This window comes from Vibrio palustris, from assembly GCF_024346995.1.
Classification (GTDB): Bacteria; Pseudomonadota; Gammaproteobacteria; order Enterobacterales; family Vibrionaceae; genus Vibrio; species Vibrio palustris.
Window position 1 is genome coordinate 246,982 of sequence record NZ_AP024888.1, and the last position, 13,656, is coordinate 260,637.

The following is a 13,656-nucleotide window of genomic DNA, read 5'->3' on the forward strand; positions in this document are numbered from 1 at the left end:
TCGCCGGTTAATCTTTCTTAAAGCGATACACAATCCTCACGAACATCAAAGTAGGTAGGGTAATGGCGCATACCCTACGCTAGCGTAAGCAATGCCATCCGTGTCTTTAAGGATGAATCGCTGGTAACATAAAATGACTGCGCCAGTATTGCATTAACACCAACAGGCTTTCTTCATACATGGCGACTTTACGAAATAAGTCCGCAAAGGTGTCATCCCCGCCAAAGCATTGTTGAATATAGTGATTGATCTGATGGGGGGAATATCCTTCCACATACAAAGAGCGAACCCATTGGTATTCGAGTGCTTTGGTGTTGCTTAAACTGGACTCAGCCAGCGTCACCTTGATTTTTTTAGTCATTCCATTGGGTCAGTTTCTGATGCGAAACACGATTAAAGCAGACCAGTATGAAATTTATATGACGCTTAGTCATTACTGTGACAATACATCATTAGAAGGTGTGACGTGGGCTTGCATTTCGTCACCAATCTCTTTTCTCATATTCATTAAACGAATCGCCGATTCACGTAAAAATACATCATGTGCCGCGGTTGGTTCCCATTGTGGTACTGGTGTTGGCTTTCCATCATCACCGACCGCGACCATAATGACAATACAGTGCGTTGTTAAGGTTTGCTGTGGATCTTTGGGATCATTAGCACGAACATCTAAGCCAATATGCATTGAGGTATTGCCCGTGTAGATAATTTGCGCATGCACTTCCACTAAGCTACCGACTAAAATCGGTGCCACAAACCGAATTCCGCCCGCATAGACTGTAATACAGTATTTTTTACTCCAACCAGCTGCGCACGCATAAGCGGCCAAATCGATCCATTTCATAACTGCACCGCCGTGCACTTTACCCCCGAAGTTGACATCGCTTGGCTCGGCTAAAAAGCGTAATGTAATATCTCGGCTACCATGTTCCATATTATGACCTTGTGTGTTGTGATTTTTCATCATTTTAGTATAAGCATAATTTTGATCTTTCTTGTGATAATCTAGGCATCATATTGAATTTTTTGATATTTGTGAGGCAATTGGATAACGTGAAGACGTCAAGGTACGTTTTTTTGTCTCTTAATGGGGAGTGGTAACCGCAATCTACTCTCGGTATAGTATTATTCCTTTAATTGCCACGAAGTTGATCTTATTGTGAAGCGATCCATTTCTCATTTACATCCGTCGCTGGCGATTGAGCAAGCGCCAGCGGAAGTTTTTCTTAACTTTGAAGATTTCCTCTCTAACACGGAAACGCGTGTGCATAGTCACCCTTGGGGACAGGTGCAGCTGATTTCAGGCGGAATTTTAGAGGTAGAAGCGCAGGACACTCGTTTTCTAGCGCCGCCGCATTTGGCCATATGGGTACCCGCCGGGGTGATGCATAAAAGTTTTAACCGTCGGCCGCTTGAGTATTGCTCGATTAATATGGCATCAGCACTGACAACGAGCTTTCCTTCTAACACCAGCTTAATCAAAGTCACCCCGATTATTGCCGCGATCATTGATGATTTCCGCCAGAGAAAGATTAGTATCGCCCAGTCAGCGGCTGACCAGCGTTTAATGCAAGTGATGCTCGATCAATTAGCGATTCAACCCACGCAGCATCACTTTTTACCGAGTAGCGATCATAAGTATCTTGCGCCAATTTTACGCGCGATGGAGCTCAATCCGGTGGATAGTACGTCGTTAAAACAATGGGCAAATCATGTCCATACTACAGAGCGAACACTCGCCCGTTATTGCCATGATGAACTGGGAATGAGCTTTACAGAGTGGCGGTTACGCCTGCGTTATTTACATTCCATGGAACTGCTGCGCCATGGGCATGCGGTTAAAGAAGTGGCGTTGACCTTAGGTTATCAGCAAGCCAGCCCCTTTATCACCATGTTTAAAAAATATTCTGGCATGACTCCTGAGCAATACAAACACCGTTTATTATAAGCATACGACAGGTTAGTCATGAACCCAGCTGATCGCGCCCCTAAGGATAACGGGCACGCGTATCCCATATGACATCACACAAATCTTATTCACTTCTTATAAACCAAAGAGTTATGCCTTGCCCATTTCCAGACTTATCATGGGGTTTTTAGGTTGGCTTAACGCTAATGTGTTGATATAAAAGCTGATATAAAAGCCATTCAATCATTAATATTCAACCGCTTTGTTATTGACAAGGCTGGCAGTAGCGTGGCAAAGCGTCCCCCATAAAACATCGCGTTTTCTTATAGTGATGTGGCAGAGAGATAGGGGTATTGGCAGCGTTATCGTATGAAAGATAGATGGGTAATAGATTATAGAGTTTGTCTGAGCCAGCAGTATTAGACAGTAAAAAGGAGCTAAGATGGACAATAGCAGAGAGATTCTGGTGCGGTTTATTGCAAAAAGTCACCGCTGCCATTGAAAGTGAGTCAAATTGAAAATATTTATGTGAAAGAATATGATAAGAAAAGTAAGGTTAAGCGTTCGTTATTAATTGCATTGGTTTTTAGCTTTTCATTTTTTCTCATTCATCCTGTTATTGTCGCTGTTGTTTTTCCTGTCTTGTTTGGCTTGGCTTATAAATTCACAAAAAAGTATGAGCTTTGCGTATCCGTTTTTAATAATCCAGATATCGGCAATGTTGAGTCAAGTCTTTGTTCAGCAAACCAACGAAACGAATTAGACGATGTCGTGCAACAAGTCCAACGGTTACAACACACATAACACTGACTCTAAAACAGATTCACGTGGCGGTTTTGATGTGAATATCATGGGTGTCTTGTTTTATCTTTTAACCATAAAGTTCTGATGGCAGCCCTCCTTGCGCTGTTTGGCGAAGCGTTCTGATGTCACGTGCCGGGGGCGCACCAAACAGTCGAGAATATTCTCGGCTAAACTGTGACAGACTTTCATAACCAACCATAAACGCGACGGTAGCGACACTACCAAACTCGGTAAATAGTAGACTGCGGGCTTCATATAATCTGATCTGTTTTTGGTATTGAAGCGGTGATAACCCAACCGTTGCTTTAAAACGTCGATGAAAAGCCGAAGCGCTCATATTCGCGGTAGCGGCAAGCTCTTCCACTCGAAATGCCGTCGCGTAATGTTTGCGAATCCATGTAATGGCATGTTTGACTTGGAAAAAACGATCATCGATACCGGCTATTTGCCTTAATATCGCACCTTGCGGGCCGCGCAACATTCGGTACAAGATCTCGCGCTCAATAAGAGGAGCGATTAAGTCGATATCATCCGGATGATCGTTCAGTCGCACCAATCTATACCAGGCATCAGCAAGCTCATCACTGACGTGATCGATACAGAACCCTCTTGTTTCAGATAAACTCAAAGGACTCTCGATTTCGCATAAAATCTCGGTCACTAACGCTCGGTTGAGAGACAGACGCAAAGCTAAATAGGGGGAAGTCTGACTCGATTCTACCACTTCAGCAATTACTGGTACCTCGACTGAGGTAATAAAGCTTTGTCCCGCACGATAGTCGACGACTTGGTCACCGATAACCATCCTTTTGCTCCCTTGCAGGATTAGGCTGATCAAGGGTTGATAGATCTCCGGAAAGAGCTCAGTTGGTTGGCTTACTCTCAGAATATCCAAACGAGGGATGTGGGTTTGGGTAAGCACCGATTTAGAGCGTTTCTCTACAAGAGATTTTAATGTTTCAAGCGGATTATTCATATCATTATTTTTAGCATAGCTTTCATCAAGCATCAATTAAGTAAGCAGGAATATGCATTTTATAGACAGAAACGGACACGTCATCGTTTAGTCGGTTTGTTATAAATATTAACTGTGTTATCGAGCGATCTCATGGGCTTTATGACGTACATGTGTATTTATTGTAACCGTTCAACATTTTTTAATAGGAAATATGCCATGCAAATTGAAAACTCAGTGTTCCTCATTACAGGTGCCTCATCCGGTATTGGTGAAGCGACGGCACGTGCAGTCGTTCAAGCTGGTGCGCGAGCCGTGTTATTAGCGAGACGCCAAGATCGACTAGAGGAACTGGCAAAAGAGTTGGGGCGCGATATTTTGCCTTTACCTTGCGATGTAACCGACCGAGCTGCGGTTCAAAAAGCCGTTCAGATTGCGCAAGAAAAATATGGTCGAATCGATGGATTAATCAATAACGCGGGACAGGGACTCTATGCCACGATTGAAGATATCGACATTGCAGAGTTTCGAGAGCTGTTAAATCTCAATACCGTTGCGCCACTGAATATGATGCAAGCGGTTATCCCCTTGATGCGCAAACAACAATCCGGATGCATCATTAATGTTAGCTCGGGAGCAACCTTAGCAACGTATCCAGGTTCAGCGGCTTATACAGGTTCAAAGTGCGCACTGAATATGATTTCAAAAGTGGCACGGCTTGAACTCGCAGAGGCGGGTATTACCGTATCGTTGCTGCATCCTTTCATGACAGCAACCGAATTCTATGGCTCGGTGAAGTCTGGTTTATCCACTTCAAAAGCACAAGAAGCTGAAGCTCTCTCTATCGCACATTCACCATCATTAGCAGCAGAAATGATTGTCAATCTGATAAGAACCGGCGCTGCAGAGGTGGATCTTGTTCCGAAAGAATATGGCGGAAGTTTCGAAGAATAACCAGCCAATAAAAATGTTTGCATACTTTTTACGTTAATTGTCTAATCGGCTTAAGGCAACGTTATGTGGTTAGAGAAAAATAACAATGGAAGTAACAATCGGAAATGATTCTAAGCTGATTCAGCGAGCTCAATCTCTTCGTTATCAGGTGTTTACACTTGAGCAATCGATCCCGACAGGCTTAGACGTTGATGATTTCCGCCAGCGAAAGATTAGTATCGCGCAGTCAGCGGCTGACCAGCGTTTAATGCAAGTGATGCTCGATCAATTAGCGATTCAACCCACGCAGCATCACTTTTTACCGAGTAGCGATCATAAGTATCTTGCGCCAATTTTACGCGCGATGGAGCTCAATCCGGTGGATAGTACGTCGTTAAAACAATGGGCAAATCATGTCCATACTACAGAGCGAACACTCGCCCGTTACTGCCATGATGAACTGGGAATGAGCTTTACAGAGTGGCGGTTACGCCTGCGTTATTTACATTCCATGGAACTGCTGCGCCATGGGCATGCGGTTAAAGAAGTGGCGTTGACCTTAGGTTATCAGCAAGCCAGCCCCTTTATCACCATGTTCAAAAAATACTCGGGTATGACGCCAGAGCAATATAAACATCGATTGTTGTAATGATAAGTAGGCCATAATAAGCTTCGAGCCTAGGGGCAAGATTATTGAGCCCAAAGGTGTTATGAACACCGGTATGGCATTGCACAAGAGGTCAGTATGAAATCGGTGAAGAAAGGATTGAGATTAGTGGCGGCATTAGAGGCATTTAAAGGCATCATGTCGCTTATCGTCGGTTTTGGTCTGCATGTTTTAGCAGGGCATAATTTGCGACAATTTGCTGAATCCATCGTCAATCATGCGCATTTAAACCCAGCCAGCCATGTGCCGAGCGTTTTTATCAACGCAATGAGTCATGTCTCTGAGAGTAATCTGACGCTACTTGCGATTGGCGCGTTTATTTATTCAATCGTGCGATTAGTGGAAGCGTACGGGCTGTGGCAACAACTGGTTTGGACTGAATGGTTTGCGTTGGTGAGTGGGGCGATTTACGTGCCATTTGAATTATATGAACTGTTCCATCATATCAGTGTGCTAGGCGTTAGCGTGCTCTTATTAAATATCGTGATTGTTTGGTATATGGCACATATGCTTTTCGTCAAGAGTGAGTAACGTGAACCATAGTGCTTTGATAGTGTGCGGTTAGCCTAAAGTGAGCAGCAGGCACTAATCTGCCTGCTGGTCTAGTAAGGATATAGCAGGCAAAGGCTATTTGTGATGTTTCATTAGCCAGCGGTAGACACCGTCATTACTGTATGCAGCCTTCCAGGATGAGGCGTGGTCTCCACCTTCAATTTCTGTATAGCGAATGGTGGAGGTGGACCCTCCGGAGCGAATAATTGCATCTACCATCTGGCGCGAATAATCGACACTGGTGACTTCATCAGCACTGCCATGAAAAACCCAAGTCGGAATGTGATTGATGGTGCTGGCCTGTTTAGGATCGGCGCTCCCCGCAATCGGGACCGCCGCGGCAAATAGCTTTGGTCGTTGCATCATCGCATTCCATACACCTTGCCCACCACGTGACAGCCCCGTGATATAAATTCTATTGCGATCAATATGAGAGTTTGTCTTGATTAGATTGTCAATCAAATGGAGTAGTGCGGTCATTGATGGGGTTGAAGGTGTTTGTTTAAAGTTGTAAGCCGCAAGTGTCGTGCTGGCCCAGCGCATTGGACCAGGCGTTTGCGGTGCGAGCACATATGCCGCTTGAATGGATTGATTTGTTTTACTGGCAAAATACTGTGGCCCCCAACCGGTGTTTTTATACATTTGAGCTTGATTATCCGTGCCCGCTTCACCGGTCCCATGTAAATGAATGATGAGTGGCAATCGTCCACTTTGTGATGGTGAATAAAGTTGGTAAGGCAGAGTGAACTTGTTATCGTGATACTGGTTTGCTTGCCAGCCAGCGAAAGCGGGGCTAACGCAGGCGACGGATAGCGCGACTGTCAGAAAAGATTTCAGCATGTAGACCTCTAATAGTGTGTTGATATTATTATAATGTAACCGGTATCATAATTGAGGAGTGCGGTAACAGTCGAGGATGTATTTCACAAATATTGACGACGTCTTATAATACAAACGCACTTATGTGATTGGTCGTATAAATATGCAACAAGGACGAGATATGGTTGTACTTAGAAACATGCGACAGCAAGAATACCCTGCTTATTGTCAGTATTTTATTGATGATTATAGTCGTGAAATTGCGCAGAACTATGGTCATGCAATGAACGTGGCTCTTGAACTTGCCGAACAAGATTTGCAGCGTTTTTTCCCGAATGGTTTGGAAGAAAAAAATCATTGTTTATTCTGTATTGATGCTGAAATTGCTGGGGAAATCCAATTAGTCGGTTATCTATGGCACTCTGTGAATCATAGTGACAACTCGACGTTTATCTATGACTTTTTTATATTTGCAGAGCATCGTAGCCGAGGACTGGGGCGATTAGCTTTAGCCGAGTTGGAGAAGCAACTTCAATTAGAGGGCATCAAGCAAATAAAGTTGCGAGTGGCGTACCATAATGAAAGAGCGTTAAGTTTATACAAAGAAGTCGGCTTTGCCATCACCGGGTTCAATATGTCGAAAAGCATTGAGAAACGATAAGTGATCAAGAGTGATGTATTTGGGGGAATAAAGGGAATTTAACCTTACGTATGCATGAAAGTTAACAAGGTTATCTACGAATTACTCATATTATTTGGAGGGGATATGGCGAGTCCACGAGTTTTAAAGGCTCAAATTAGGGACATCATGTGTGGTGATAATGTGACGATTGTCGAGCCAGCTAATATCTATGGTTGTGAGCTAAAACAGGACGTATTTGTAGGGCCATTTGTTGAAATTCAGAAAAATACGGTGGTTGGTGAGCGAACAAAAATTCAGTCGCACACGTTTGTGTGTGAATATGTTTATATTGGCAGTGACTGTTTTATTGGTCATGGGGTGATGTTTGCGAATGATCTGTTTAAACATGGTCGGCCTGATCCAAACCCAGACAATTGGGGGCGTACGGTGATTAATAACGATGTGACTATCGGCTCAAATGCCACGATATTGCCTGTGACGATATGCAGTGGCGTTGTTATTGGTGCGGGCAGTGTAGTCACCAAAGACATAACGAAGAAAGGCGTATACGCAGGCAATCCAGCCAAAAAGTTACGAGATTTGCCTTGAATTAGCGGTTTTCAGCTGGGCATTTAATTTGTAGAGTAAAGTCAGTGGCTTACATTTTTAGAGAGGTTCCCCCTCGGAGGCAACAATAATGAATATGAAGGACTTCTCAAACTTAGTTGGGCTATCGGCTCATACGCTGCGCTATTATGAAAAAATAGGATTGCTGAGAAATATTCAACGAAATAGCAGTGGGCATCGAGTCTATTCATCGCACGATCGAGTATGGATTGAATTTGTAAAACGTTTAAAAGATACAGGGATGCCGCTAGAAAATATTTTAATCTATGCCGATTTACGCCAGCGCGGTTCAGAATCGATATTAGCGCGGCAAGCGCTACTAGAACAACACAAAGCAAATTTGAGTCTGCGAATTGCTGAGCAACAATCTCATCTTGCTGCTTTAGAAGAAAAAATTGACCTATATAAAAATGGCAAAGTGCATTGACTTAGAGTCAGCTCTAACATGTATGCTCTTTATGTACTGACACATAAAGGAGCACTCCCTTGGAAAAATCACGTTTTGATACCGGTTTAGAGCTACTCAATAGTATTGATGGCGAAGCAGGCCACAATGTTATTGCAAGCTTACAAGATATTTGCCCTGACTTAGCTAAATATACCATCGAGTTTCCTTTTGGTGATATTTATGCAAGGTCCGGTCTGGATCTCAAGTCTCGCGAAATCGCGACTGTCGCTGCGTTAACCGCTTTAGGCAATTGCTCTCCACAACTTAAGGTTCATTTGCATGCCGCGCTCAATGTCGGTTGTAGCGAAGAAGAGCTCAAGGAAGTCATACTGCAAATGGCCGTTTATGCCGGTTTCCCCGCGGCTTTAAATGGTATGTTTGCGTTTAAAGACGTACTCGCAGAAAGAGCCGCATAACTTTTCGTTAATAATGATGGGAACGCTCAGCCTATCTGACGGTGAGGTGGCTGGAGTCGGCTGAGCGTTAAGAGTTTAACCGTTAAACGTTATGGTTGTCAGTGGTCAATGATGGAAGGTCAAAGGCGGTGACCGCGAGTGACTCTCCAGACCATGCTTGTATGTCAACAAGACAGGTTTGCGCTGTGCTTCCTTGAGAAAAACTCGACGTTGGCACATCGGCGGTTAACGCATTCGGGTTACCGTGCTTTTCCAGTAATCCACCTTGGTCATTTTGCCAATGCTGGGGATCATACCATGCGCCGGTGGCGAGTCTGACCACGCCTTCACGCACAGTTTCACTGGGTACAGCGCTGGCAAGGCAACGCCCGCGTTCATTGAAAACCTGTACTAGATCGCCATAGTGAAGTCCGCGCCGCTTGGCATCTTGTGTATTGATATATACGGGCTCGCGGCCATGAATGCGATCTTTGCGGCTGTGTGGGCTATGGTCGAGCTGACTATGCAACTTGTTCTTTGGCTGATCGGAAATTAAGTGTAATGGGAATTGCTGCGCTTTCGGGCTTCCTAACCATTCATGGGGCTCAATCCAGCATGCGTATCCCGGGCAATCATCTAAGCCAAAATCGGCAATCGATTGAGAGAAAAGCTCTATTTTACCCGAGGGGGTGGTTAAAGGGTTAGCCTCTGGGTCGCGTCGAAACGCTTCGAGCATGATAACGGGTTCGTTCGATTGTGGCATGTTCGCTTCATTTTCACGCCAGAACGTTGCAAAATCCGGTAATTCAAATCCTTCTTTTTCCTTCAGTGCTTGACGCCAATTGGTATATAAATGTTCTAACCACTCGTCGGCGTTTTTGCCTTCCGTAAAATGATCGGCAATACCTAGTCGCTCTGATAATGCGGCAAAAATAGCATAATCATCCCACGCTTCGCCTTCGGGCAATTTCGCTTGTTTCATCGCGGCAATAATCGGCTCACGTTTGGCGTAGAAAATATCATTGCGCTCTAAAGTGGTGGTGGCTGGGAAAACGATATCGGCCATTTTGGCAGAGGGGGTCCAATATTGTTCATTAGTAATGATGGTTTCTGGGTGCTGCCATGCTTCGGATAATCGTTTGAGATCTTGATGGTGATGGAATGGGTTACCGCCAGCCCAATAAATTAGCCGAATATCCTGATACTGGTAGGTTTGCCCTTCATAGGTAAAACTTTCCCCAGGATTGAGTAACATATCGGCAATGCGCGCGACAGGAATAAAATGCTCAACTGCGTTTTTGCCTTGCGAAAATGTTGGGCCAAACACATGCTTGTGCGGACTACCTAGTAAGTTTTCTGCTCCGTAACAAAAGGCAAAACCGCCACCGGGTAGCCCAATTTGGCCGAGCATGGCAGCCAATGTAATCAGCGCAAAACACGGCTGTTCGCCATGATCGGCGCGTTGCAGTGACCATGCCATATTGATCATTGTGCGATGCGACGACAATTCTATGGCTAGCTGTTCGATGCGCTGTGAGGGAAGGCCTGTGATGGCTGCTGCCCATTGAGCGTCTTTCGGCTGCCCATCGGTCTCGCCGGTTAAATAGCGCTCAAATTGTGAATAGCCGACACAATAACGTTCAAGAAAGGCGTGATCGTGTAAACCGTTTTTTTGCAGCGTGTAGGCCAAGGCGAGGATGAGCGCGGTATCAGTGTTGGGTTTGATGGCAAGCCACTCCACATTGCCGCCTGTTTCAATATCATCAGATACGGGACTGACGTTAATGAAACGTACACCGGCTTTGTGCATTGCATTCAAGCCACCGCGCGCACGGTGCTCGGCGGTTCCACCAGTAGAGACTTGCGCGTTTTGATACTTTGAGCCGCCAAAAGACAAAAATAATTCGCAATGCTTTTCCATGGTTTGCCAATCGGTATGATTTTCCATCAGATCTTTCATCGGCATCACAAGCCAATGCATCAAAGCGCCCGCAGCCCCAAGGCTGTATGAGTTTTTACTGCGTACGTAGCCGCCGAAACTATTGAGAAAACGGTGCACTTGGCTTTGTGAATGATGAAAACGTCCAGCGCTCGACCAACCATAAGAGCCCCCGAAGATGGCTTGATTACCGTGTTGCTGTTTAACTTTGCGCAGGGCTCCAGCGGCATAATCTAATGCGGTTTCCCATGAAACTTCAATGTATTGGTCGCCGCCACGCGGGGCGGCAGTGTTACCCTGCTGTTTGTCTAACCAGCCTTTACGAATGGCTGGTTTTTGCACTCGCAACGCCTCAACATGAGGATGATTCAAATAACGACCGATATCAGAAGGGTTTGGGTCATGACGATAAGGCGAGATGGTCATGGCTTCTGTCATACCATGAGAAATTTCGTATAAGCCCCAATGCGCAGCGGTATACGTGGTGGTTTGATCTTGCTGATTATCATTATTTGGCATTAATACCATTCTCCGAGACGGTTTCCTTATATAGCGTCCAATCATCATCGATTGCAGTAGAGCCGTCAAGATATGTCACTGTATTCTAGTGCGATTGACTTATTCAGCTGCAATGTTGTTATAGTATGATATTTGTTACAATGTCACTTTATTCGTATCAGACGTCAGTATGTTATAGTATAAAATATTCGAGTAGAGTGATCGCTCACTACTCTCAATAACACGTTTTACTTATCAAGCAGGAGCCAGTATGGCAGGTGCAAGTTTACTGACATTATTAGATGATATTTCGACAGTGCTTGACGATGTGGCGGTAATGTCCAAAGTCGCCGCTAAGAAAACCACAGGTTTACTTGGCGATGATTTGGCGCTAAATGCTGAACAAGTCACGGGAGTTGGGGCTAAACGTGAATTGCCCGTGGTATGGAGCGTCGCGAAAGGATCTTTTCGCAATAAATGTATATTAGTGCCATTGGCAATGCTGATCAGCGCGTTTGTGCCGTGGCTTCTAATGCCATTGCTGATGTTAGGCGGCTTTTATTTGAGTTTTGAAGGGGCAGAAAAGATCGTTGAGCGATTTGGCCCTGAACATAAAAAGCAGAGTTCTCCTGAGGCGAAAAAGAAAGCGCACGCCTCTCAGGTTGATCTAGAGCGCTATGAGCAACAGAAAATCAAAGGTGCAATTCGGACCGACTTTATTTTATCGGCAGAAATCATTGTGATTGCACTCGGGACCGTACAAGGCGAAGGCACGCTGTTTGATCGTATTTTTGTGGTCAGTTTTGTTGCCATTTTAATGACGATTGGCGTTTATGGCTTAGTCGCCGTCATTGTCAGGTTAGATGATGTTGGTTTTTATCTAAAAAAGCGTTCAAAAGATAAAGGTTTGTTTGCTTTACTTGGCAGCGGTTTAATCAGCTTTGCCCCTAAATTAATGAAGTTTTTAACGGTCATTGGCACCCTAGCGATGTTTTTAGTGGGAGGAGGGATTATCGTGCATAATATCCCACTTTTTCATCATAGTTTTGAGGCGCTGCTTGGCGCGCAGCAAAGCACAGCCTTTGGCACGATGTTGGCCATGCCGCTATTAAATGGCATAGTTGGACTGATTGCTGGATTAGTGCTGGTGGCTATCCTGAGCGGATATCACAAATTGCGCGGATAGGCGTGGAATCTTAATGTTCCAATACGACAAAGCGCGCCTAAGGGCGCGCTTTGTCTATGTGTCAACATCATTTACGGCGGTAAGTGTCACTTAGTCGGTAGTGACTGTCCACTGCACGGTTTCTCCGGCGCGCATCGGCACCACGACACTGGCGCCAAATTGCATTTCAGTCGGCACGGTCCAAGGTTTTTTCTCTAACGTTACGGTATCTTGGTTACGAGGTAGTCCATAAAAATCTGCACCATTATGACTGGCAAACGCTTCTAGATTTTCAAGTTTTCCTGCTTTCTCAAATACTTCGGCATACATTTCAAGTGCGGCATGAGCGGTATATAAACCGGCACATCCACAGGCACTCTCTTTAAGACCTTTTGCATGCGGCGCCGAATCGGTGCCTAAGAAAAATTTCTTACTCCCCGAGGTCGCGGCATGAATCAGTGCATCTTGGTGCGTCGCGCGTTTAAGTATTGGCAGACAATAAAAATGCGGACGAATGCCACCGACTAACATATGATTGCGGTTAAATAATAAGTGATGGGCAGTGATGGTGGCAGCAACATTGTCACCGGCGTGCTTCACAAATTCGACGGCATCTGCAGTGGTGATGTGTTCCATGACAATCGATAAGTGCGGGAAGTCTTGTACCAGTGGGGTCATGACGTTGTCTAGAAAAGCTTTTTCGCGATCGAAAATATCAATCTCATTATGCGTGACTTCACCGTGGATCAACAGTAATAACCCAGCGTCTTGCATGGCTTCTAATACCGGATAAATATTCTTAACCGACGTAACGCCAGAATCAGAGTTCGTCGTTGCGCCAGCAGGGTAGAGCTTACACGCAACAACCAAACCAGAGGATTTTGCAGCGTAAATATCTTCTGGGGTCGTGTTATCGGTCAGATAAAGCGTCATTAACGGGGTAAAAGAATTGGCAGGGCTTTGTGCCATAATACGGTCGTAGTAGGCTTGTGCTCGCTCGATGTTGATAACAGGGGGAACCAAGTTGGGCATGATTAATCCACGTCCATTGTAGCGGCTGATATCGCGCACGGTATCGCTTAGCACCTCTCCATCACGGAGGTGAACATGCCAGTCGTCAGGACGGGTAATCGTAAGTGTTGTCATAATAGCTCCCTGCAGCAATAAAAATTAGCAATGTGGAGCCTAAGATTTAAGTGTTTTTCGGAAAACAGTAAGGCTTAGGCGACAGGATGATAGAGGAAAGCGAAAACGATTGCACTGATTAATTTTGGCTTTTTTCGCCGAGTTTCGTCGCGCAGCTTTTACACCATCCTCCTAGTG

General features: G+C 45.0%; 15 protein-coding genes and 1 pseudogene. 10 read left to right on the plus strand and 6 right to left on the minus strand.

Annotation, left to right across the window (positions count from 1 at the left end):
* Positions 1-106: 106 nt before the first annotated feature.
* Positions 107-361: a hypothetical protein gene (locus OCU30_RS13500; RefSeq protein WP_077314530.1), complete on the minus strand. Its 255-nt coding sequence runs from the start codon at positions 359-361 to the stop codon at positions 107-109.
* A 72-nt stretch (positions 362-433) separates the two neighbouring features.
* Positions 434-934, minus strand: coding sequence for an acyl-CoA thioesterase (locus OCU30_RS13505; RefSeq protein ID WP_077315087.1), 501 nt, complete (start codon positions 932-934; stop codon positions 434-436).
* 225 nt (positions 935-1,159) lie between these two features.
* Between OCU30_RS13505 and OCU30_RS13510 the strand changes: the two genes are divergently transcribed.
* Positions 1,160-1,948: an AraC family transcriptional regulator gene (locus tag OCU30_RS13510; RefSeq protein WP_077314529.1), complete on the plus strand. Its 789-nt coding sequence runs from the start codon at positions 1,160-1,162 to the stop codon at positions 1,946-1,948.
* A gap of 489 nt (positions 1,949-2,437) precedes the next feature.
* On the plus strand, positions 2,438-2,713 hold the full coding sequence (locus OCU30_RS13515; protein WP_235861861.1) for a hypothetical protein: 276 nt from the start codon (positions 2,438-2,440) through the stop codon (positions 2,711-2,713).
* Between the two features lie 67 nt (positions 2,714-2,780).
* On the opposite strand, the gene OCU30_RS13520 is transcribed toward OCU30_RS13515, so the two are convergent.
* Positions 2,781-3,689 (minus strand): AraC family transcriptional regulator, encoded by a 909-nt coding sequence (locus tag OCU30_RS13520; RefSeq protein WP_077315086.1) that lies wholly within the window; start codon positions 3,687-3,689, stop codon positions 2,781-2,783.
* 198 nt (positions 3,690-3,887) lie between these two features.
* Between OCU30_RS13520 and OCU30_RS13525 the strand changes: the two genes are divergently transcribed.
* From OCU30_RS13525 to OCU30_RS13535, 3 genes and pseudogenes are all read left to right on the plus strand, one after another.
* Complete coding sequence (locus OCU30_RS13525; protein WP_077314527.1) at positions 3,888-4,622, plus strand: SDR family oxidoreductase; 735 nt, start codon at positions 3,888-3,890, stop codon at positions 4,620-4,622.
* Positions 4,623-4,809: 187 nt separating this feature from the next.
* Positions 4,810-5,250 (plus strand): annotated as a pseudogene (locus OCU30_RS13530) (helix-turn-helix domain-containing protein); the annotation flags it as partial.
* A gap of 96 nt (positions 5,251-5,346) precedes the next feature.
* On the plus strand, positions 5,347-5,799 hold the full coding sequence (locus OCU30_RS13535; RefSeq protein ID WP_077314525.1) for a DUF2127 domain-containing protein: 453 nt from the start codon (positions 5,347-5,349) through the stop codon (positions 5,797-5,799).
* Positions 5,800-5,895: 96 nt separating this feature from the next.
* Here OCU30_RS13535 and OCU30_RS13540 read toward each other — a convergent pair whose 3' ends face one another.
* Positions 5,896-6,660 (minus strand): carboxylesterase family protein, encoded by a 765-nt coding sequence (locus OCU30_RS13540; protein ID WP_077314524.1) that lies wholly within the window; start codon positions 6,658-6,660, stop codon positions 5,896-5,898.
* Positions 6,661-6,820: 160 nt separating this feature from the next.
* Here OCU30_RS13540 and OCU30_RS13545 point away from each other — a divergent pair, with 160 nt between their 5' ends.
* The 4 genes from OCU30_RS13545 to OCU30_RS13560 all read left to right on the plus strand — a co-directional run bounded on the left by OCU30_RS13545 (position 6,821) and on the right by OCU30_RS13560 (position 8,752).
* Positions 6,821-7,300, plus strand: coding sequence for a GNAT family N-acetyltransferase (locus tag OCU30_RS13545; protein WP_077314523.1), 480 nt, complete (start codon positions 6,821-6,823; stop codon positions 7,298-7,300).
* A 105-nt stretch (positions 7,301-7,405) separates the two neighbouring features.
* Positions 7,406-7,870, plus strand: coding sequence for an acyltransferase (locus OCU30_RS13550; protein WP_077314522.1), 465 nt, complete (start codon positions 7,406-7,408; stop codon positions 7,868-7,870).
* Between the two features lie 88 nt (positions 7,871-7,958).
* Complete coding sequence (locus tag OCU30_RS13555; protein ID WP_077314521.1) at positions 7,959-8,315, plus strand: MerR family transcriptional regulator; 357 nt, start codon at positions 7,959-7,961, stop codon at positions 8,313-8,315.
* A gap of 59 nt (positions 8,316-8,374) precedes the next feature.
* The gene (locus tag OCU30_RS13560; protein WP_077314520.1) at positions 8,375-8,752 is read left to right on the plus strand and encodes a carboxymuconolactone decarboxylase family protein; all 378 of its coding nucleotides are present in this window, start codon (positions 8,375-8,377) and stop codon (positions 8,750-8,752) included.
* Between the two features lie 82 nt (positions 8,753-8,834).
* On the opposite strand, the gene OCU30_RS13565 is transcribed toward OCU30_RS13560, so the two are convergent.
* Positions 8,835-11,189, minus strand: coding sequence for a molybdopterin-dependent oxidoreductase (locus OCU30_RS13565; RefSeq protein ID WP_077315085.1), 2,355 nt, complete (start codon positions 11,187-11,189; stop codon positions 8,835-8,837).
* A gap of 250 nt (positions 11,190-11,439) precedes the next feature.
* Between OCU30_RS13565 and OCU30_RS13570 the strand changes: the two genes are divergently transcribed.
* Complete coding sequence (locus OCU30_RS13570) at positions 11,440-12,354, plus strand: DUF808 domain-containing protein (RefSeq protein WP_077314519.1); 915 nt, start codon at positions 11,440-11,442, stop codon at positions 12,352-12,354.
* A 90-nt stretch (positions 12,355-12,444) separates the two neighbouring features.
* Here the strand turns inward: OCU30_RS13570 and pyrC are convergent, their stop codons facing one another.
* On the minus strand, positions 12,445-13,479 hold the full coding sequence (gene pyrC, locus OCU30_RS13575; RefSeq protein ID WP_077314518.1) for a dihydroorotase: 1,035 nt from the start codon (positions 13,477-13,479) through the stop codon (positions 12,445-12,447).
* Positions 13,480-13,656: the final 177 nt, after the last annotated feature.